This window comes from Rhodococcus sp. NPDC003322, assembly GCF_053589555.1.
In genome coordinates this window covers 404,269-424,278 of the sequence record NZ_JBSFSC010000003.1, presented here as the reverse complement: position 1 = coordinate 424,278, position 20,010 = coordinate 404,269, and the positions used below count along the sequence as shown (strand labels likewise).

Genomic DNA, 20,010 nt, shown 5'->3' with positions numbered 1-20,010 from the left:
GCAGGGTACAATCAACTTGCATGATGCACGTCACATGCATTGTGCAACCTGCATGTATGGTACAAATCGGATGTATGGTACGAATCGACCACCCTGGACACGCCTCCACGCAGGGGCGACGCCAGGGACCGACCACGCTCGGGGGGAAGAGGAAAGGATGCACATGACCACGGCCGCGGACCGCATCGAGTTCGAGACCATGCTGCTCACGCGACACCTCACCCACCCTCGCCGCGGCACCGGCCACCTCGACAACAGCGCGTATCTCCTGCTCAGCCGGATCAGCGCGCAGGGGCCGATGTCCGTCGGCGAACTGAGCGAGGCGTTCGGCCTGGACACCTCCACCTTGAGCCGGCAGACGACCGCGATGCTCAATTCCGGCCTGGTTCAACGCATCCCGGATCCCGACGGGGGAATGGCTCGCAAGTTCCTGATCACCGACGAAGGCCGAATCCGCCTCGAGGAGGAACGGGCGGGGAAGGCCGGCGGGGTCGCCAGCATGCTCGAGAGCTGGGACGACGACGATCGAACAACCTTTGCGAACCTCCTCGAACGCTTCAACCTCGAGATCGAGCAGCACACGGGTCGCGAGTGGCCTCGCCCCGTCACACACGACAACGGGACATCGCAGGCCTGAGCCGAGGCGACGCCGCCGCCCCAGGCCGCGCGTAGCGTGGACTGCGGGACCCGGTCCCGGCAGCGGGAGGCGAATGATGTCGGACGACGTCGAGAAGCGGTGGAACGATCCGCCGGAGATCCGGCGAGCCACCCGCTACGCGGTCGTCGTGCTCGCCGCGGCCCTGACGGTGATGGGACTCGCCGCACTCTGGGCGTATCTGGGCCGCAGCGACTGCACCACTGCCCCGACGATGGTGTGTGCGACGGCCGACCGCTATCTGCTCGCGATCGCACCCGCGGCGATACTGATGGTCGGCGGGATCGGCGCGTTCGTGCACACCTACACGGTGTGGCGGCACGGCGGCACCTGGCCGGCGTGGCAGGGCGCCGGCTGGGCCTTGATGACGTTCATGTTGATCTACGCCGCGATGGGATCCGGTCTACTGGCCCAGTGAGCGGCGCGGGCACTATCCCGACTTGGGCACCCAGTGATCCGTCTCGAGTTCGTAGCTCTGTTTGAGCTCTCCATAGGCTGCACGCTGGGCTTCTTCACCCTCGCCGTACCGCCTGACCGCCGTCTCGTGGGCCGTCGCGAAGGCCTCCTGCACCTCCTTCGCGGATCGACGCAACGTCTGCGGGAGCTCGAACCGATTCACTTCGCCACCCCTTCGTCGATGAGGAACGCGTGTGCCCATTGTCCGTCGCGCTCCCCCGATGCGGTACCGCTCGGGCGGAATTCGTCGCATCGAGGTGTCGGCGGCGCCCGGAAGTCAGCGGAGTTCGGTCACGAATGCCATCCGGTCCCCCCGGTACAGCGATCGCACGCGCTCGATCGGGACCCCCGTGGCGTCGCGGGACACGCGGTGCAGTTTCAGCATCGGCATCGCCGTGCTCGACTCGACGAGCCCTGCCTCGCGCGGGGTGGGCAGAGCGGTCTCGATCCGCTCGGTGGCCGTCGTGAACTCGATTCCCTTCGCGCGGATCGCCGCATACAGGGAGCTCTCGGGGTCGAACGTGTCCGCGAGATCCGGGAAGCGGTACAGCGGCAGGTAGGTGCTCTCGAGTCCGATGCGCTCGCCGTCGGCCAGCAGGACCCGTTCGAGGTGGATCACCCGATCGCCGACGGCGATCTCGAGGATCGCGGCCAGTCTCTCGTGCGCGTCGATCTCTTCCCACCGCACCAGGATTCGGCCCGGTTCGCGCCCCTGGCTCAGTGCGCCCTCGGTGTAGGAACCGAGTGAGAGGGGCTGGACCAGTTTCGGGCGCGCGACGACGGTGCCCCTCCCCCGGCGTTCGATCCGGCCGGCGACCAGCAGCTCGTGCAGCGCCTGACGAACGGTCTCCCGGGAGACTCCGCAGGTGGCCGCGAGTTCCCGCTCGGCAGGCACCGGGTCACCCGCGACGAGGTCCGCGAGCAGGTCCTCGACGTGCGTCCGCACGATGTAGTGCTTGGGCAGGCTCTCGGCCGTCACGATGCCACCGCCGCGGCGCCCACGCGGGACGCGACTGCGCGGACGCCGCGCCGGGCCCTGCCATCGAGCCCGTTGCGACGCGAATCAGACAGCGCAGCAGTCTCTTCGAGCACGGACGTGTCGTCGTTCACGTCCGTCAGCGTACACAGTTTTTGGTCTATACCAATTGTTCATCTGCCCTTTCCCGGGCGTCTCCCAGATGGTCTAGACCAATGGTCAGGCTGTGCCCCATGCGAATTGCAATTGTGGGAGGCGGGATCCTCGGCACGGCACATGCCGACGAGGCGATCCGCAGAGGACACGAGGTGGTCCACCTCGAACGCGAACCCGAGGCGCGCGGTGCCACGGTACGCAACTTCGGCCTGGTCTGGGTGTCCGGGCGGGCCGAACACGAACTGGACGCCGCACTGCGCTCGCGTGAACTGTGGGCCGATCTGGCCGCCCGCGTCCCCGCCATCGGTTTCCGACCGGCCGGCTCACTGACCCTGCTCCGCACGCCGGAGGAGGTGGCGGTCGCCGAGGAGGTGCTCGCCCGCCCCGCCGCCGCCGCCCGTGGCTTCGCGCTCCTCGACCCGGAGCGGGTCCGCGCAGTCAACCCGGCCCTGCGCGGCAAGTACCTCGCGGGCCTGCACTGCACCCGCGACGGCGCCGTCGAGTCCCGGGTCACCCTGCCCGCGATCCGCGAACACCTCGAGGCCAGCGGGCGCTACTCGTTCCACCCGTCCACCGAGGCCCGCGAGGTCACCAGCGACGCCACCGGCGTCCACATCCGCGACGACCACGGCCGCACCTTCGACGCCGACCTCGCGATCGTGTGCCCGGGCGCCACCCTCGGCGGCCTGGCCCGCGACCTGGCAGGCGAACTGCCTCTGCGCCGGGTCCGGCTCCAGATGATGCAGACCGCCCCGCTCGGCGAACCGCTGACCACCGCAATCGCCGACGGCGACAGCCTGCGCTACTACCCCGGCTTCGCGGGCGGCGCCCTCGACGCCCTGAAGTCGGCGCAGGCGCAGGCCCCGACCGCGGCGGCGCACCGGATGCAGTTGTTGTGCGTGCAGCGACTGCACGGGGGCCTGACCATCGGCGACACCCACGAATACGACGAACCCTTCGACTTCGACGTCGACGAGGCCCCGTACGAGCACCTGACCTCGGTGGCAGAGGAACTGCTGGGCCGCAAGCTCCCCCACGTCGTCAAGCGCTGGGCAGGCGTCTACAGCCAGCACCTCGACCCGGGCGAGCTGGTGCACCGCGGTCAACCGGCCGAGAACGTGTGGGTCGTCGCGGGACCGGGCGGTCGCGGCATGACCCTCGGGCCGGCACTCGCCGAGCAGACCGCCGAACACCTCGGCCTCTAGGACACCGCCGACCAGGTCGGCCCGTAGGAACAGGAGACACCATGTCCGACAACCAGATCCGACTCGCCGTCCTCGACATGGCCGGCACCACCGTCGCCGACGACGGGCTCGTGCTGCGGGCGTTCGTGGCAGCCGCCGACGCCGCGGGCCTGCCCACCGAAGGTCCCGAGGCCGAGGCCGCCCGGCAGTACGTCATCGACACCATGGGACAGTCCAAGATCGTCGTGTTCCGTGCGCTGACCGGAGGGGACGAGGATCGTGCCCAGGCCGCCAACGCGGCGTTCGAGGCCACTTACGACCGGCTGATCGACGAGATCGGCGCCGAACCGATTCCCGGTGCCGCCGAGACGATCACCGCGCTGCGCGAGAACGGCATCAAGGTGGCGCTGACCACCGGATTCAGCCGCGGCACCCAGGACAAGCTGCTCGCAGCGCTCGGGTGGCGGGCCCTCGCCGACCTGACCCTGGCGCCATCCGACGCCGGTCGCGGTCGCCCCTACCCCGATCTGATCCTCACCGCGCTGCTTCGGCTGCAGGTCGACGACGTGCGCGAGGTCGCCGTTCTCGGCGACACCGCCAACGACATCACGTCGGGCCTGCGGGCGGGCGCGTCCGTCGTCGCCGGAACCCTGACCGGAGCCCACGACGAGGCGCAGCTGCGCGCCGCCGGTGCCACCGCCGTACTGCCCTCGGTTCGCGAGTTCGCGGATCTGATCCTTTCCGACCGCTAGCCGCCCGCCCTACGAAGCATTCGCCCACACCCCTTCACCCCGAGCGAGGAAATCGATGCGCCCCTTCCGGATCCGCCCCGCCGTCGCCGCGGCCGCACTGGCCGCAACAACCCTGACCCTGACCGCCTGCGGCGGCACCGGCACCGCCGCGAACTCCGACGGCTCCGGCGTCGTCACCGTCTACAGCGCCGACGGGCTCGCAAACTGGTACAAGCCGCAGTTCGAGGCGTTCACCGAGGAAACCGGCATCGCCGTCAACCTCGTCGAGGCCGGGTCCGGCGAGGTCGTCTCCCGCGTGGAGAAGGAGCAGTCCAACCCGCAGGCCGACATCGTCGTCACGCTGCCGCCGTTCATCCAGAAGGCCGCCGCGCAGGGCCTGCTGCAGCCCAGCGGTATCGACACCTCGGCAGTCCCCGCCGCCGAACAGGACCCGGCGGGCACGTACGTGCCCGTGGTGAACAACTACCTCTCGTTCATCGCCAACCCCGCCGCGAACCCGGGCCCCACCAGCTGGGACGACCTGCTCACCGAGCAGTACAAGGGCAAACTGCAGTACTCGACTCCCGGCCAGGCCGGCGACGGCACCGCAGTACTGCTGCTGCTCCAGCACCTCAGGGGCAAGGACGGCGCACTGGACTACCTGGGCAAGCTGCAGACCAACAACGTCGGCCCCTCGTCGTCGACCGGCAAGCTGCAGCCGAAGGTCAGCAACGGCGAACTGCTCGTGGCCAACGGCGACGTGCAGATGAATCTGGCGTCGATCAAGGACGACGGCTCGAAGTTCGGGTTGTTCTTCCCCGCCAACGCGGACGGCACCCGCACCACCGTCGCCCTGCCCTACGTAATGGGTCTGGCGAAGGGCGCCCCGCAGGAGGACGAGGCGAAGAAGCTGATGGAGTACCTGCTCTCGGAGACTGCGCAGCAGGCCGTCGGCACCGAGGCGCTGGGGGTGTCGGTCCGCAGCGACCTCGCCGCCACCACCGTGTCGGCCGGCGAGAACACGCCGGCGGGTGTCCTCGTAGGCGTCGACGTGTGGACCCCGAACTGGAACGACGTGCTGCGGGACCTCGACGCCGACGTCGCCGCCTACCAGAAGGCCACCGGGAACTGACATGACGCGGATCAACGCCCGGTGGCGCCAGGCGGCCACCGAGATCGACGGCGGCACGGTCGGCACCACCTCTCCCGCGATCCAGTTCGATCGCGTCAACGTCGCCTACGGGCGCGGCCGCGGCGCCACCCGGGCGTTGGTCGACTTCAACCTGCGGGTGGCACCGGGCGAGACCGTGGCCCTGCTCGGGCCGAGCGGGTCGGGCAAGTCGACCGCGCTCAAGGCACTGGCCGGGTTCAACCGCCCGGTGTCGGGCACCGTCCGCCTCGGCGGCGTCGACATCACCGACCTGCCGCCGGCCAAACGGGGCATCGGCGTCGTCGTCCAGTCCTACGCCCTGTTCCCGCACATGCGGGTCGCGGAGAACGTCGCGTTCGGGCTCCGGTCCCAGCGGGTGCCGCGGTCCGAGATCGGCGGCCGGGTCGACGACGCGCTCGCGATGGTCGGGATGTCCGCCTACGGCAAGCGGTTTCCCCGCGAACTGTCGGGCGGACAGCAGCAGCGGGTGGCGATCGCGCGGGCACTGGCGATCCGGCCGAAGGTGCTGCTGCTCGACGAGCCGCTCGCCGCGCTCGACGCCCAGCTGCGCCAGTCCATGCTCGCCGAACTGCAGCAGCTGCGCGCCGCCCTGCCGGACACCGCGATGCTGTACGTCACCCACGACCAGTCCGAGGCGCTCGCGCTGGCGGATCGGATCGCCGTCATGCGCGACGCCCGGCTGGTGGACGTGGACACCACCGAGAACCTGTGGAAGCGGCCCCCGAGCAGCTTCACCGCCGCGTTCCTCGGCGGGGCGAACCTGCTGCCGTGCACGGTGAGCCGGGTGATCGGCACGTCCGCGCTGGTCTCGCTGGCCGGGCTCCCCGTCACCGCGCAGGCTCCGCGACCGGAGATCGGCGCCACCGACTGGGAGGCCGCCGACTCGGCTGCGCTGCTGTGCATCCGGCCGCACGCCGTCGAGTTGACCGGGCCCGCCGACCGGGGCGCGCTGCGCGCCGCCGTGACCGGCAGCGTATGGCGCGGCGCCACCACCCGCCTGACCGTGACGCTCGCCGGGATGCCGGAGCACCCCCTCCACGTCGACGTCACCGGGCACGACGACCGGCCGATCGGCACCCCGGTGGGTGTGAAGTTTCCCGACGGGAGCGCGGTGCTCGTCCCGGCCCCGAGGCCGGTCCCGTGAACGCTCCCGTGCTGGAGCGGCCGCCCTTCCTCGATCCCACCCCGGCGCGCCCCCGTCCGCGCCGGTGGGGTCCGACGCTGTGGGCGCTGCCGCCGCTGCTGCTGGTCCTCGGTTTCGCCGTGTACCCGATGGCCCGCGTTCTGGCGGAGTCGACGGTCACCGACGACGGCCGCGGCTGGTCCACCTGGGGCGAGGTCCTCGGGTCGCAGCTGTTCCGCACCGCGCTGTGGCGCACCGTGCAGATCGCGGCCCTGTCCACACTCGGCGCGATGCTGCTCGGCACCTTCCTGGCCCTGGTCCTCGCGTTCGTGCCGTTCCCCGGGTCCAAGGCGGTGGGCCGCCTGATCGACACCGTGCTCTCGCTGCCGTCGTTCCTGATCACCCTGGCGTTCACCTTCCTGTACGGCACCGCGGGCGCGGTCAACGCGCTGATCACCCGGATCACCGGCGCCGAGCACGGTCCGCTGAACTTCCTCGCCACCCCGCTCGGCGTGATCGCCGCGGAGGTCACCTTCTTCACGCCGTTCGTGGTCCGCCCGCTGCTCGCCGCGTTCACCCAGATGCCGCGTGAGCAGCTCGACGTGGCCGCCGGCCTCGGCGCGTCCCCGTGGCGGGTGCTGCGCACGGTGGTCATGCCGGAGGCGTGGCCTGCACTGATGTCCGGCGGCTCGCTCGTCCTGCTGTTGACGCTCAACGAGTTCGGCATCGTGCTGTTCACCGGAGCCAAGGACGTCGTGACGCTACCGGTGCTGATCTACACCCGCGGCATCGTCACCTTCGACCTGCCCGGCGCCGCGGTGATCGCCACCGTCCAGGTGGCGCTGTCGGTGGCGCTGTACGTCGGCTACCGGGTCCTGTTCAACCGACCGATGGGAGGCAGCCGTGCTGCTGTGGACAACGCGGGCTAGGGCGCTGACGCTGACCGTGTTCGGGCTGGTTGTCGCGGTGGTGTTCGTGGCCCCGATCGCGACGGTCGTCGCGGCGGCGCTGGCCGGGTCGTGGACCGGACCGCTGCCGTCCGATCTGGGTGGCAAGCACTTCGCAGCCGCGCTGACCGACGAAAACCTGGCGAGCCTGGCGGTGAGCCTGCAGACCGCGTTCATCGCAGGCGCGATCGCGCTGGCCGTCGGCACCTGGGCCGCCCTCGCGGCACGCGAGGCGCCGGTGTGGCTGCGCAAGGCCACCGATGCGGTGTTCCACCTGCCGATCGCGGTGCCCTCGGTGGCGATCGGGCTGGGGCTGCTGGTCGCGTTCAACTCGAAGCCGCTGTTGCTCGGCGGCACCAAGTGGATCGTGATCCTCGCGCACACGGTGCTGGTGCTTGCGTTCGCGTTCAGCTCGGTCTCCGCCGCGCTCGACCGCCTCGACCCCGCCTACCGGCAGGCCGCCGAGTCGCTCGGCGCCGGGCCCGCCCGGGTACTGCTGCGGGTGACGCTCCCCCTGCTGCTGCCCGCGATCGGCGCCGCCGCCGGCTTGTCGATCGCGCTGTCCATGGGAGAGCTCGGCGCCACCGTGATGGTATACCCGGCGACCTGGAAGACGTTGCCGGTGACCATCTTCGGCCTCACAGACCGGGGCCAGGTGTTCCAGGCCGCCGCGAACACCACCCTCCTGCTCGCCGTCACGCTCGTCGCCCTGCTTGTCGTCGGCCGCATCCGCAGGCGCTGACGCAACCCGGGAGTCCTTCCGGTCCGCCTCCGGACGGGAAGGGCTCCCGGGTCTAGCCTTGCACTCTCGTGGCCTCCCCACCGGCGGCCGTCTCGGGAGTGGGTGCCATGCGGATCGGAATCCTCGCGTACGACGACTGTTTCGCGACGGAGGTGTTCGCCGTCTCCGACATCCTCCGCATCGCCAACCGGGTCGCCCGCGAGAACGGCACCTCCCGTACCGACCTGTTCCGGACCACGGTCGTCGCCGCGGGGGACGGACCGGTGGCCGCCGCAGGCGGGTTCACGATCGGCGCGCAGCGATGGCATCACCGGTTCGATCTCCTCGTCGTGCCGGGATTCGACGTCTCCCCCACCGAGGACCTCGACGTCCGGCTCGCCGATCGCGGCCGCGAGATCGACTTCCTCCGAGCGGCGGCGCGCCACAACACCCGGATCGCGTCGGTGTGCGTCGGCGCATTCCTGCTGGGTGAGGCCGGTGTGCTGGACGGACGACGGTCGACGACTTCGTGGCTGTTCGCGTCGCAGCTGGCTCGGCGATATCCGCAGTCGACGGTGTGCGCGGAGTCGCTGGTCGTCGGCGACGGCCACGTCACCACCACCGCCGCGTTCAGTGCATCCCTCGACCTCGCGACCGCGATCGTGCGAGACCACCTCGGCGCGAGCGTCGCCCGTGCGACTGCCCGCATCACCCTGGTATCGGAGAACCGGGCCAGCCAGGCGCCGTACGTCGTCGAGTCGATGGTGCCGACGACGTCCGGCCCCTTCGCGACCGCGGTACAGCGCTGGCTGGTCGATCACCTCACGGAGCCCTACAACCTGTCCCGGCTCGCGGATGCGTTCCACGTCAGCACCCGAACCCTCTTGCGCAGGTACGGCGGTGAGGAGGGTCGGACGCCGTTGGCCTTCCTGCAGGAGGCACGGATCGCTGCCGCCAAAAGGCTTCTCGCCGATACCGATGTCCCGATCGGCGACATCCCGCGTCGGGTCGGGTACCAGGATCCCGGCACGCTGCGGCGGATGTTCGTCGATCGCGTCGGAATCGGTCCCGCCGAGTTCCGCCGCCGGTTCCGCGCTCGTTGAGGTTGCCGCCCCGGGCGGGGATCGGATTCCCAGGCGGCTGCCAGGGTGAACCCAGGTTCGACGCCTAGAACTGAGGCGCTCTGCGACAACGGTTGTTTTCGGCGTCATCGGGGACCTCGCCCGAGCCACCCTGGCCGGATCGACCCGAAAGGTGGCGATCCCGCCCCTCGTCCCCCGGTCCGCCGGCCACGAGACTCGGCCTGTTCAGTGACCGACAACGAACAGGAACCCACAGATGACACCGCACGACACGACCGTGGACGATCCGCTCGACGACTTCGAACGGCGCGACGTCACCTTCGATTCGGTCACGAAGGTCGTGCTCGTCTCCGGCGCGGGCCCGGCCGTCGTCGTCATGCCGGAGATGCCCGGAATCAGCCCGCACGTGGCCCGGTTCGCGCGGTGGGTGCGCGACGCCGGCTTCACCGTGTACCTGCCGTCGCTGTTCGGGCGCGACGGTGCGGTGCCGACGACCGAGGACGGCAGCGCCGTGATGCAGCGGGCGTGCGTGAGCGCCGAGTTCCGGGCGTTCGGCGCGAACCGGACCAGTCCCGTGACCCAATGGCTCCGCGCGCTGGCGCGAACCGCCCACGAGGAGTGCGGCGGCCCCGGCGTCGGCGCCGTCGGGATGTGCTTCACCGGGAACTTCGCGCTGACCATGACACTCGAGGCGTCGGTCCTCGCACCGGTGCTCTGCCAGCCGTCGCTCCCGCTCGACGACCCGGGGGGACTGGAGATCGCACCGGAGGACCTGACGGCGGTACGCGACCGCCTCGACCGGGACGACCTGACCGTGCTGTCGTACCGGTTCGCCGGCGACAAGTGGTGCCGGGCCGAACGTTTCGCCGCCTACGCGTCAGCGCTCGGCGACCGGTTCGTGGGCACGGTGCTCCCGGACAGCGCGGCCGACCCCACGCCCCCGCCGTTCTTCGCGGACGTGGTGGCGAGCCCGCACAGCGTCGTGACGGCACACCTGATCGATGCCGCGGGCGAGCCGACCATTGCCGCGCGCGACGAGATCCTCGCGTTCCTCACCTCACGGCTGACCGAGACACGATGACGGGAGTCCGGGGCCGACGACCCGGCCACCGAACTCCCCGTCACGCGCTGTCAGCCCTTGCGCAGGATGTAGCGCTGCACCTTGCCGCTCGGGGTCTTCGGCAGCGACGGCACGAAGTGCACGGTGCGCGGGTACGCGTGCGCGGCGAACTTCTTCTTCACCAGCAGCTGCAGGTCGGCCTCGAGCTCGTCGGTGCCCTCCACCCCGTCACGCAGCACGACGAACGCCTCGAGGACCTCACCCCGCAGCTGGTCGGGCATGCCGACGACGGCGGCCTCGATGACCTGATCGTGCATCACCAGCACCGACTCGACGTCGAACGGGCCGATCCGGTATCCCGCCATGATGATGACGTCGTCGTCGCGGGAGCTGAAGAAGAAGTGCCCGTCGTCGTCGGTGCTGCCCGCGTCGCCGGTGATGTACCAGCGGCCGTCCTCACTGAACCGCTGCTTCGTCTTCTCCGGGGCGTCGACGTAGCCGGTGAACCACATCATCGGGCTGTGGTGCGTGTCGATCGCGACCCGGCCCGCGGTGCGCGGCGGCGCGACCTCGTCGGCGTCGTCGAGCAGCACCGCGCACGACCAGCCCGGCAGCGCCCGGCCCATCGACCCGGCAGGAACACCCTCGCGCAGCCCGTCCGCCCAGGCGTTGACGATGAACATCCCGTGCTCGGTCTGCCCGTAGTGATCGCGGACCTCGACCCCGAGGGTGGACTGCGACCACGCCACGACGTCGGGGGTCAGCGGCTCGCCGGCCGACGACGCACGCCGCAACGCCAGCCCGGCCGGGACCGGGTTGGTGTCGGCGCGCAGGCTGCGGTACACGGTCGGCGCGGCGGCGAAGTTGGTGACCCCGAACTTCTCGATCACCTGCCAGGTGAGGGGCGCCGAGAACCCGGCGTGCAGCAGCAGGCTTCGCGTGCCCGACGCCAGCGGCCCGAGCAGCGCGTAGTACAGCCCGTACGCCCAGCCCGGGTCGGCCGCGTTCCAGAACACGTCGTCGGAGCGCACGTCGAGCCCGAACTCCATGTATCCGTGGAACGACGCGAGCGCGCGCACCGGCACCGGCACGCCCTTCGGGGTTCCGGTGGTCCCGGAGGTGAACAGCTGCACGATCGGCCCCTGCGCGCCGACCGCGACCGCGGCACCCTTCGGGTCGTCCCCGGGATGCGCGGCGAGCAGGTCCGACAGCTTCAGCTGACCGTCGGACTCCGGTTCGCCGGCAGCGACGATCACCGTCCACGGCGCGTCGGCGGGAATGTCCTCGCCGGGCGCAAGCTTGTCGAGCTGGTTCCGGTCCGCGACGACGACCTTCGCGCCGGACGAGTCGAGCCGGAACGCGATCGCCGGGGACGCGAACGCGGTGAACAGCGGCACGTGCACCGCGCCGCGCCGCCAGATGCCGAGCAGCGCGACGACCAGCTCCGCGGACTTGCCCATCAGGGTGGCGACACAGTCGCCGGGCTCGACGCCGAGGTCGGCGAGGGCGGCGGCGAACTTCGTCGACTCGGCGCGCAGCTCGCCGTAGGTGAGGTCGCGGGAGGACAGGTCGCCCTCGATCACGGTGAACGCGATGTCCTCGGCAGGATGCCGGTCGCAGAGCAGCTCGGCCGCGCAGGCATCGGCGGTGTCGTACTGACCGAGCAGCTCGCGCACCCGCGCATCAGCATCTGCGCGACTCGTCGCGGCACTGTTGTCGACCATGGAGGTTCCTTCCCACTTCACTCCGGCATGACGCCGGACACTTCACTCGCCTTATGATCTAGCTCACAAGGTCTCCACACCACCCCCGGAAAGGGGTAGCCGCACCGATGCCGACGCCGACGAGCCCCCGCGACGCGCTCCTCCGTCCCCGCGACGGGGACGCGCTGCGCGCCGAACTGCGACTGACCGCGAGCCTCACCGACGTACCGGTGCTGTTCGGCGGTGAGGTCCACGACGGAAACCTGCTGCTCAGCGAGTTTCTCGGCACCCGAACCAACGGGTTGAAAGGACTCACCGTCCCGTCGTCGTCCGGGCTCGGTGGACGCGTCTCGCACCAGCGCCGGCCGGCGTCGGTGCCCGACTATCGCAGCGCCCTGAACATCACCCACCACTTCGACGGACCGGTCCTCGGCGAGGGCCTGCGGTCGGTGATCGCCGTCCCCGTCGTCGTCGACGGCGTCTCCCGTGCCGTGCTCTACGCCGCGATCCGCGAATCCACCCCGATCGGTGACCGGACCGCGGAACTGCTCACGCTGTCCGGGCGCAGGCTGGCCGCGGAGATCGCGATCCGGGACGAGGTGGACCGGCGGCTGCGACTGCTCGGGACCCGGGAGACCAGTTCCGGTCCCGCGGACGCCGCCGTGTCGGAGGGCATCCGGGACGCGCACGCGGAGCTGCGGAGCCTGGCCCAGGACGTACCGGACAACGCGTTGCGGAGCCGGCTGCGTGTGGTCGCCGACAAGCTCGCCGGACTGCTCGCGGAGGGTGCCGCGCCGTCCGCGGTCACCCTCTCCCCGCGCGAACTCGACGTCCTCGCGCACATCGCCCTCGGCTGCACGAACAATGAAGTCGCGCACCGGCTCTCGCTGGGACCGGAGACCGTCAAGAGCTACCTGCGCAGCGCGATGGGCAAGCTCGACGCGCACTCGCGGCACGAGGCGGTGGTCAGCGCGAGGCGCCTCGGTCTGCTTCCATAGATCCAGTCAGCGCGAGGAGGGGCCATGGCCGCACCGTCGTCCACCACCGGGCACGAACCGACCCTCAAGCGCGTGATGGGCCCGTGGCTGCTGCTGCTGTTCATCGTCGGCGACATCCTCGGTACCGGGATCTACGCACTGACCGGCCAGGTCGCGAACGACGTCGGCGGCGTGGTGTGGCTGCCGTTCCTGGTCGCTTTCGTCGTCGCGATGATCACCGCCTTCAGCTATCTGGAACTGGTCACCAAGTATCCGCAGGCGGCCGGCGCCGCCCTGTACACGCACAAGGCGTTCGGTCTCCAGTTCCTCACGTTCATGGTCACGTTCGCGGTGATGTGCTCGGGTATCACCTCGGCGGCCACCGCGTCCCGGGCGTTCGCGGCGAACTTCGCCGAGGCCTTCGAGCTGGACGTGCGCACCGGCATCGGCATCACCCTGCTCGGCGTGGCGTTCATGCTGGTGGTCGCGGCGGTCAACTTCCGCGGGGTCGGCGAGTCGGTCAAGATCAACGTGGTCCTCACCTGCGTGGAACTGTCCGGACTGCTGATCATCATCTTCATCGGCATGTGGGCGCTCGGAGTCGGCGAGGGCGACTTCTCCCGCGCGATGACGTTCGACACCGGCGACCGCACCGCGCTCGGAGGCGTGATCGCCGCGACGACTCTGGCCTTCTACGCGATGGTCGGATTCGAGGACTCGGTGAACATGGCCGAGGAGTGCAAGGAACCGAGCCGGATCTTCCCGCGCGTGCTCCTGATCGGGCTGCTGTTCACCGGCCTGATCTACGTGCTGGTGTCCGTGACCGCGATCGCACTGGTGCCTGCCGACGAACTGGGCGAGGGCGACACCCCGCTACTCAAGGTCGTGCAGGCCGGCGCCCCCGGCTTCCCGCTCGGGATCTTCGCGTTCATCACGATGTTCGCGGTCGCGAACACCGCCCTGATCAACATGCTGATGGCCAGTCGCCTCCTCTACGGCATGAGCCGCCAGCACGTGCTGCCGCCGCAACTGGGCCGGGTGCACCGCACCCGCCGCACGCCGTACATCGCGATCGCGTTCACCACCCTGCTCGCACTGGGGCTGATCACGTTCGTCGGCGAGGTGCCGCAGCTCGGCGGCACCACGGCGCTGCTACTGCTGTGCGTGTTCACCATCGTGAACGTCGCGGTACTGGTCCTACGCCGGGACCCGGTGGAGCACAAGCATTTCCGCGCACCCACTGCCCTACCGGTCGTCGGGGCGCTGAGCTGCGCATTCCTCGCCACTCCGTTCACCGACCGCAACCCCGAGCAGTACGCGATCGCCGGGGTGCTGCTCGCGATCGGAGTGGTGCTGTGGTTCGTCAACCACCTGGTGAACACGAAACTCGGGGTCAAGGGCGAACTGCATCCCGAGTACCTCGGGGACGCCCCGCAGGATCCCACGAACCCGCAGGGCCCCAGCAACTGACTTCTAGAACGCGTTCCAACTTTCTGGCATACTCCGCGATGCCCGACGCCGTCACCGATCCGAGGTGTGCCATGCTCGCCGACCCCACCACCCTGCTCGCGCTCGCGCACGCCTCCCCCGCCGCGGTCGCCGCCCACGACAAGGCCGCGTGGCTGGGCCTGTTCGCCCGCCAGCACGTCGTCGAGGACCCGGTCGGCGGGCGGCCCGTCCTCGGCGGCCTGTACGACAAGCGCAGCCTCCGCCGCGGCGGCGAACCCCTCGCCCGGTTCTGGGACACCTTCATCGCCCCCAACGACATTCGGTTCCACATCGACCGCGACGACATCGTCGACGGCCTGACCGTGGTCCGCGACGTCACCATCGAGACCCGTCTCGGCGGAGGCGTTGCCGCGAAGGCCCCGATGCACCTGCTGTACGAGGCCACCCTCGACGACGGCGAACCGCGGATTCGTCGGATCGCCGCGCACTGGGCGGTCGCACCGATGTTCGCGCAGGTCGCGGGGGTCGATCCGGCGAAACTCAAGGTCGGCATGTCGATGGGCGCGCGGATGCTGCGGCACCAGGGCCTGGGCGGATCCCTCGCCTTCGGCGCCGCGGTCCGCAGCGTCGGAGAACGCGGCAAGCAGTCCGTGCGGCGACTCGTCGAGTCCGCCGGACGCGGAGACGCCGACGCCCGGGCGGTCCTCGGCGGACGCACCGTGACCGACCTGACCAAGGTCATCGCCGCGGGGGACGCCGTCACCGCCTCCTGCACCGCCGACGGCTCCCCGGCCCTGCTGTGCTGCTATCTCGATCGCAGGTCCCTCCGAGTGATCCGGGCCGTCGTCTACTCCTGACGCGCGCCCCGGCCCGCAGCAGGCCAGTGTTCGCGATCTGGCTGTCGACCGCACCGCACCTGCCGGGCAGCCTGGGGGCGTGGTGATTTCGACGGCGGCGGCGTTGGGTATGGCGTTGACGGCACTGGGAATGGTCCTCACCCCGGGGCCGAACATGATGTACCTGGTGTCTCGCAGCATCAGCCAGGGCCGCACGGCCGGTCTGATCTCGTTGTCCGGCACAGCGACGGGATTCGTGATCTACATGGCGATGGCGAACCTGGGTCTGGCGGTGGTCTTCCTCGCGGTTCCGTGGCTGTACACGGGATTCAAGGCGGCCGGCGCGGGCTACCTGGCCTACCTCGCCTGGCAGGCGCTCAAACCCGGCGGACGAGGCCTGTTCGAACCGGCGTCACTGTCCCGCGACTCGACCGGCAGGCTCTTCGGGATGGGGTTGGTCACCAACCTGCTCAATCCGAAGGCGGCGATCATCTATCTCGCGCTGATCCCGCAGTTCGTCGACCCGGGCCGCGGGCACCCCGTCGCACAGGGATTCGCGCTGGGCGGCGTGCAGATCGCGGTCAGCGTCGCCGTGAACGCGGCGATCGTGATCGCGGCGGGCGCGGTCGCCGCACTGATCGCCGCGCGCCCCGCGTGGGCGACGTGGCAGCGCCGAGTCACCGGAACCCTCCTCGGCGCGGTGGCCCTGCTGCTCGCCCGGGAGGTACCGGCTCGGGCACGGGCGTGACGGGTGCGGGTCAGTAGCCTTCCGGCAGCGCCGCGAACATGTCGTTGGTGACGGCGACCGCGTTGTCGGAACTGCCGCCGCGGACCACGAGGGTGGCGAAGGCGATGTCCCCGCGATAGCCGACGAACCAGGCGTGCGAGCCGCCGTCGACCTCGGCCTCACCGGTCTTGCCGTACACGTCGCCCTCGCCGGCGATCCGGGTCGCGGTGCCGGACGTGACCACCTCGCGCATCATGCCGCGCAGACCGCTGACCATCTCCGGGGTGATCGCCGTGCGGTCGCCGTCGACGGTGGTCTCGTCACCGAGGATCAGGTGCGGCACCGGCGTCGAACCATTCGCGACGGTCGCGGCGGCCAACGCCATGCCGAACGGGCTGACGACTACCTTGCCCTGCCCGAAGCCGTCCTCGGTGCGCTGCACGAGATCCTCGGCCGGGGGCACCGACCCCGAGTCCGTCGGCAGGCCGGGCACCTCGTAGTCGACCCCGATACCGAACTGCGCTGCCGCCTTCGTCAACGCCTCCGGCTCCATCTCGCTGGCCAGTTTCGCGAAGGTGGTGTTGCAGGACCGCGCGAACGCGGTGCTCATCGAGACGGTGCCGAGCGCGAACTCGTTGTAGTTCGGCACCGACCGCTCTCCGATCGTGATCCGGCCCGGGCAGCCGACCATGGTGCCCGGCTGCGCGAGACCGTTGTCGATGGCGGCGCCCGCGGTCACGATCTTGAACGTCGACCCGGGCGGGTACATGCCGGTGGACGCGACCGGGCCGTCGCGGTCGGCGGCCTTGTTCTGCGCGACGGCGAGGATCGCGCCCGTCGACGGCTGGATCACCACCATCATCGCCTGGTCGGTGCGGGCATTGACGGCGTTCTGCGCGGCCACCTGGATCGGCCGGTCCAGGCTCACCGAGAACGACGGCGCCGGTTGCGGTTTCGTGTCCGTGAGCACGTCGGTGTCGACACCGTTCTGGTTGACGGTGACCACACTCCACCCCGCGGTTCCGTCCACCTCGTCGATGACCCTCTTCTTGACCTGGCCGATCAGGTCGGGCGCGAAGTCGCGGTCGGTCGACACCAGGTCGGCCTCCTCGTCGACCGTGACGCCCGGCAGTTCGGCGAGCGAGGCGGCGACCGTCTCGTAGTCCTCCTGGCGCAGGCTCGCGACCAGATAGGTGCCCTTGACGGTCGATGCCGACTCGGCGATGGACTGCGCCGTCAGCGACTTGTCGAACGGCGCAAGGATCTTCGCGAGCGCGGCCGCGACGGACCCCAGGTTGCCCGCCTTGCGTGCGTCCAGCTTGATCCGCTCTATCGTGCCGGGCACCAGGACGTCGGTGCCGGAGCGTTCGTTGACCCGTGCCCGCGGCGCCGGCGTGGCCCGCAACGACATGGTGTGGGTGTCACCGAGTTTCGGGTGCAGGTCGGTCGAACTCCAGCGCACCGCCCAGTCCCCGTCCTTGCGTCCCATCTGCAGATCACCGGAGTAGGTCCACACGCGCTCCTTCGGCAGGTGCCACTCGTAGGTGTAGCCGACGGTCGCGGTGTCGCCGGTGACGCGGACCGAACCCAGCGTCGCGGTCATCGACTCGGCCTGCAGGTTCTCCCACGCCGAGTCGAGCGCCCGCTGCGCGACGTCCGGGCGGTCGGACAGGGCAGCCGCGGCCTCGGTGTCCCGCTCCGCGAGCGCGGAGACGAATTCCTGCGCAGCCGGCTCGGGTCCGTCGGGTTTCGGGGTGCAGGCGGCGAGGCCCACGGTCAACGCCCCCGTCACGGCGAGAGCGAGCGGGGTGCGGACACGGCGGGCGACACGAGAGTTCATCGACGCCCATAGTAGGTGTGCCGCCGACACATTCGGCCGATCGACCACGCGTGAGATTCGCCCCAGCCGGTGCACGGCACCCGCCGGCTGCCGCATCAGTCGAGGAGGACGGTCGAGAAGGTCGCGACCTGGGTGAAGCCGACCCGCTCGTATGCCCGCCGAGCCGGCACGTTGAAGCTGTTCACGTAGAGACTGGCGGTGCGCCCACCCCGGACCACGGCGGCCGCGACGGCCGCGGTTCCGGCGGCGCCGAGCCCGCGGGATCGGTGGTCGGGATGCACCCACACGCCCTGGATCTGGCCGACCTGCCGGGACGCGGAGCCGATCTCCGCCTTGTACAACACCTGGCCGTCCTCGAATCGGGCGAACGCACGGCCCGCGGCGATCAGCCCGGCGACCCGGCGCCGGTAGCCGCGACCTCCGTCCCCGGCGCGCGGATCCACCCCGACCTCCTCGATGAACATCTCGACGGCGGCGCAGAGGTAGGTGTCGAGCTCGTCCATCCGGACGAGCCGGACGTCGGGATCGGGTTCGACGAGCGGCCGGGCCGCCAACGCGAGCAGCGGCTGCTCGGCGCGGACCTCCCGCGCCGGACCCCAGTCGGATTCGAGCATCTCCCACAGCGGCATGGTCAGCTCGGCACGCCCCACGAGGGAGGAACACATCCGCGGGAACCGGCACGCCCGATCCGCGAACGCGCGCAGGTCGCCGATGCTGCCGCGCAGTGGGACCAGGTTCGCCCCGGAGAAGCACAGCGACTCGTCGGGGCCGCCGCGACTCCACAACTCCCCGTTGATCGATCGCGGCTCGACCCCGAGGTCCTGCACCCGCGCGGCGACCATGCAGGTGGCGACGGGGTCGGCGTCGAGGACCCGCAGCACGTCAGCGCGGTCCCGTGCGCCGAGTTGCCTGGCGCCGAGGAGTTTGAGCACCCCGTCACCCCCGGGTCTCGTCGAAGAAAGCGGACAGTCACGCCGTTCCTCACGGTGGGCGTGCCGACAGGATACGGTGCGCGATCAGCTCACGGTGACGACAGGCGATCCCGATTCGGAATCGTTGCCCATCTCCTCCGCGATGCGCATCGCCTCCTCGATCAGCGTCTCCACGATCTGCGCCTCGGGGACGGTCTTGATGACCTGGCCCTTGACGAAGATCTGGCCCTTGCCGTTGCCGGACGCGACACCGAGGTCCGCCTCGCGCGCCTCGCCGGGACCGTTGACGACGCAGCCCATCACCGCGACCCGCAGCGGCACCTCCATGCCCTCGAGCCCGGCGGTCACCTCGTTCGCCAGCGTGTACACGTCGACCTGTGCGCGTCCGCACGACGGGCACGAGACGATCTCCAGCTTGCGCGGGCGCAGATTCAGCGACTGCAGGATCTGCGTGCCGACCTTGATCTCCTCGGCCGGTGGCGCGGACAGCGACACTCGGATGGTGTCGCCGATGCCCTCGCTGAGCAGCGCACCGAACGCGACGGCGGACTTGATGGTGCCCTGGAACGCCGGACCGGCCTCGGTGACGCCCAGGTGCAGCGGATAGTCGCACTGCGCCGCCAGCTGCCGGTACGCCTCCACCATCACGACCGGGTCGTTGTGCTTGACGGAGATCTTGATGTCGCCGAAGCCGTGCTCCTCGAACAGGCCCGCCTCCCACAGCGCCGACTCGACGAGGGCCTCCGGGGTGGCCTTGCCGTACTTCTGCATGAGCCGTGGGTCGAGGGATCCGGCGTTGACGCCGATCCGGATCGGGATGCCCGCGTCCCCGGCCGCCTTCGCGACCTCCTTGACGCGGCCGTCGAACTCCTTGATGTTGCCGGGATTGACCCGCACCGCGGCACAGCCGGCGTCGATGGCGGCGAAGATGTAGCGCGGCTGGAAGTGGATGTCCGCGATGACGGGAATCTTGCTCTTGCGTGCGATCTCGGCGAGCGCGTCGGCATCCTCCTGCCGCGGGCACGCGACCCGGACGATGTCGCATCCGGACGCCGTGAGCTCGGCGATCTGCTGCAGGGTCGCGTTCACGTCGTGCGTCCTGGTGGTGCACATCGACTGCACCGACACCGGATGATCGCTGCCGACACCGACGTTGCCGACCATCAACTGCCGGGTCTTGCGGCGGGGAGCGAGGACGGCGGGAACATCGGGCATGCCCAAACCGACGGGGCTGGTCACGGTTGCCTTCTTTCTTTGCGGTACCAGGAAAGTCTAGGTCGTGTC

20 protein-coding genes are annotated in these 20,010 nt (G+C 70.3%); 14 read left to right on the top strand and 6 right to left on the bottom strand.

Features of this window, described 5'->3' with window-relative positions; translation table 11 throughout:
• Positions 1-163: 163 nt before the first annotated feature.
• Both ACWDUM_RS14205 and ACWDUM_RS14200 read left to right on the top strand, forming a co-directional pair.
• Positions 164-637 (top strand): MarR family winged helix-turn-helix transcriptional regulator, encoded by a 474-nt coding sequence (locus ACWDUM_RS14205; RefSeq protein ID WP_450134450.1) that lies wholly within the window; start codon positions 164-166, stop codon positions 635-637.
• A 73-nt stretch (positions 638-710) separates the two neighbouring features.
• Positions 711-1,073 carry a hypothetical protein gene (locus ACWDUM_RS14200; protein ID WP_450134449.1) on the top strand — a complete coding sequence of 121 codons (363 nt, stop codon included), beginning with the start codon at positions 711-713 and terminating at the stop codon, positions 1,071-1,073.
• Between the two features lie 12 nt (positions 1,074-1,085).
• On the opposite strand, the gene ACWDUM_RS14195 is transcribed toward ACWDUM_RS14200, so the two are convergent.
• Both ACWDUM_RS14195 and ACWDUM_RS14190 read right to left on the bottom strand, forming a co-directional pair.
• Positions 1,086-1,313: a ChaB family protein gene (locus tag ACWDUM_RS14195; protein ID WP_450117061.1), complete on the bottom strand. Its 228-nt coding sequence runs from the start codon at positions 1,311-1,313 to the stop codon at positions 1,086-1,088.
• A gap of 75 nt (positions 1,314-1,388) precedes the next feature.
• Positions 1,389-2,093: a GntR family transcriptional regulator gene (locus ACWDUM_RS14190; RefSeq protein WP_450134739.1), complete on the bottom strand. Its 705-nt coding sequence runs from the start codon at positions 2,091-2,093 to the stop codon at positions 1,389-1,391.
• 227 nt (positions 2,094-2,320) lie between these two features.
• Between ACWDUM_RS14190 and ACWDUM_RS14185 the strand changes: the two genes are divergently transcribed.
• The 8 genes from ACWDUM_RS14185 to ACWDUM_RS14150 all read left to right on the top strand — a co-directional run bounded on the left by ACWDUM_RS14185 (position 2,321) and on the right by ACWDUM_RS14150 (position 10,283).
• Positions 2,321-3,448: a TIGR03364 family FAD-dependent oxidoreductase gene (locus tag ACWDUM_RS14185; RefSeq protein WP_450134448.1), complete on the top strand. Its 1,128-nt coding sequence runs from the start codon at positions 2,321-2,323 to the stop codon at positions 3,446-3,448.
• A 41-nt stretch (positions 3,449-3,489) separates the two neighbouring features.
• The gene (locus ACWDUM_RS14180) at positions 3,490-4,179 is read left to right on the top strand and encodes a phosphonatase-like hydrolase (RefSeq protein ID WP_450134447.1); all 690 of its coding nucleotides are present in this window, start codon (positions 3,490-3,492) and stop codon (positions 4,177-4,179) included.
• Between the two features lie 55 nt (positions 4,180-4,234).
• A complete protein-coding gene (locus tag ACWDUM_RS14175; protein ID WP_450134446.1) occupies positions 4,235-5,290 on the top strand; it encodes a 2-aminoethylphosphonate ABC transporter substrate-binding protein in 1,056 nt (351 codons plus the stop codon).
• Between the two features lies 1 nt (position 5,291).
• Positions 5,292-6,473: an ABC transporter ATP-binding protein gene (locus ACWDUM_RS14170; protein WP_450134445.1), complete on the top strand. Its 1,182-nt coding sequence runs from the start codon at positions 5,292-5,294 to the stop codon at positions 6,471-6,473.
• Positions 6,470-7,381, top strand: coding sequence for a 2-aminoethylphosphonate ABC transporter permease subunit (locus ACWDUM_RS14165; protein WP_450134444.1), 912 nt, complete (start codon positions 6,470-6,472; stop codon positions 7,379-7,381). The genes ACWDUM_RS14170 and ACWDUM_RS14165 overlap by 4 nt, the downstream gene beginning before the upstream one ends.
• The gene (locus ACWDUM_RS14160; RefSeq protein ID WP_450134443.1) at positions 7,356-8,141 is read left to right on the top strand and encodes an ABC transporter permease; all 786 of its coding nucleotides are present in this window, start codon (positions 7,356-7,358) and stop codon (positions 8,139-8,141) included. The genes ACWDUM_RS14165 and ACWDUM_RS14160 overlap by 26 nt, the downstream gene beginning before the upstream one ends.
• Before the next feature lie 107 nt (positions 8,142-8,248).
• Complete coding sequence (locus ACWDUM_RS14155; RefSeq protein WP_450134442.1) at positions 8,249-9,223, top strand: GlxA family transcriptional regulator; 975 nt, start codon at positions 8,249-8,251, stop codon at positions 9,221-9,223.
• Positions 9,224-9,458: 235 nt separating this feature from the next.
• On the top strand, positions 9,459-10,283 hold the full coding sequence (locus tag ACWDUM_RS14150) for a dienelactone hydrolase family protein (RefSeq protein ID WP_450134441.1): 825 nt from the start codon (positions 9,459-9,461) through the stop codon (positions 10,281-10,283).
• 50 nt (positions 10,284-10,333) lie between these two features.
• On the opposite strand, the gene ACWDUM_RS14145 is transcribed toward ACWDUM_RS14150, so the two are convergent.
• Positions 10,334-11,986, bottom strand: coding sequence for an AMP-binding protein (locus ACWDUM_RS14145; protein ID WP_450134440.1), 1,653 nt, complete (start codon positions 11,984-11,986; stop codon positions 10,334-10,336).
• Between the two features lie 107 nt (positions 11,987-12,093).
• On the opposite strand from ACWDUM_RS14145, the gene ACWDUM_RS14140 reads away from it, so the two are divergent.
• The 4 genes from ACWDUM_RS14140 (at position 12,094) to ACWDUM_RS14125 (ending at position 15,975) form a co-directional block, all read left to right on the top strand.
• The gene (locus tag ACWDUM_RS14140) at positions 12,094-12,963 is read left to right on the top strand and encodes a LuxR C-terminal-related transcriptional regulator (protein ID WP_450134439.1); all 870 of its coding nucleotides are present in this window, start codon (positions 12,094-12,096) and stop codon (positions 12,961-12,963) included.
• A gap of 24 nt (positions 12,964-12,987) precedes the next feature.
• Positions 12,988-14,412, top strand: a complete 1,425-nt coding sequence (locus tag ACWDUM_RS14135) for an APC family permease (RefSeq protein ID WP_450116191.1) — start codon at positions 12,988-12,990, stop codon at positions 14,410-14,412.
• Between the two features lie 38 nt (positions 14,413-14,450).
• A complete protein-coding gene (locus ACWDUM_RS14130) occupies positions 14,451-15,248 on the top strand; it encodes a nuclear transport factor 2 family protein (protein WP_450134438.1) in 798 nt (265 codons plus the stop codon).
• An 82-nt stretch (positions 15,249-15,330) separates the two neighbouring features.
• Positions 15,331-15,975, top strand: a complete 645-nt coding sequence (locus ACWDUM_RS14125; RefSeq protein WP_450134738.1) for a LysE family translocator — start codon at positions 15,331-15,333, stop codon at positions 15,973-15,975.
• A 10-nt stretch (positions 15,976-15,985) separates the two neighbouring features.
• Here ACWDUM_RS14125 and ACWDUM_RS14120 read toward each other — a convergent pair whose 3' ends face one another.
• From ACWDUM_RS14120 to ispG, 3 genes are all read right to left on the bottom strand, one after another.
• The gene (locus ACWDUM_RS14120; protein ID WP_450134437.1) at positions 15,986-17,794 is read right to left on the bottom strand and encodes a penicillin-binding transpeptidase domain-containing protein; all 1,809 of its coding nucleotides are present in this window, start codon (positions 17,792-17,794) and stop codon (positions 15,986-15,988) included.
• 95 nt (positions 17,795-17,889) lie between these two features.
• Positions 17,890-18,726, bottom strand: a complete 837-nt coding sequence (locus tag ACWDUM_RS14115; RefSeq protein ID WP_450116194.1) for a GNAT family N-acetyltransferase — start codon at positions 18,724-18,726, stop codon at positions 17,890-17,892.
• Between the two features lie 84 nt (positions 18,727-18,810).
• Complete coding sequence (gene ispG / locus ACWDUM_RS14110; protein WP_450116195.1) at positions 18,811-19,965, bottom strand: flavodoxin-dependent (E)-4-hydroxy-3-methylbut-2-enyl-diphosphate synthase; 1,155 nt, start codon at positions 19,963-19,965, stop codon at positions 18,811-18,813.
• Between the last annotated feature and the right edge of the window lie 45 nt (positions 19,966-20,010).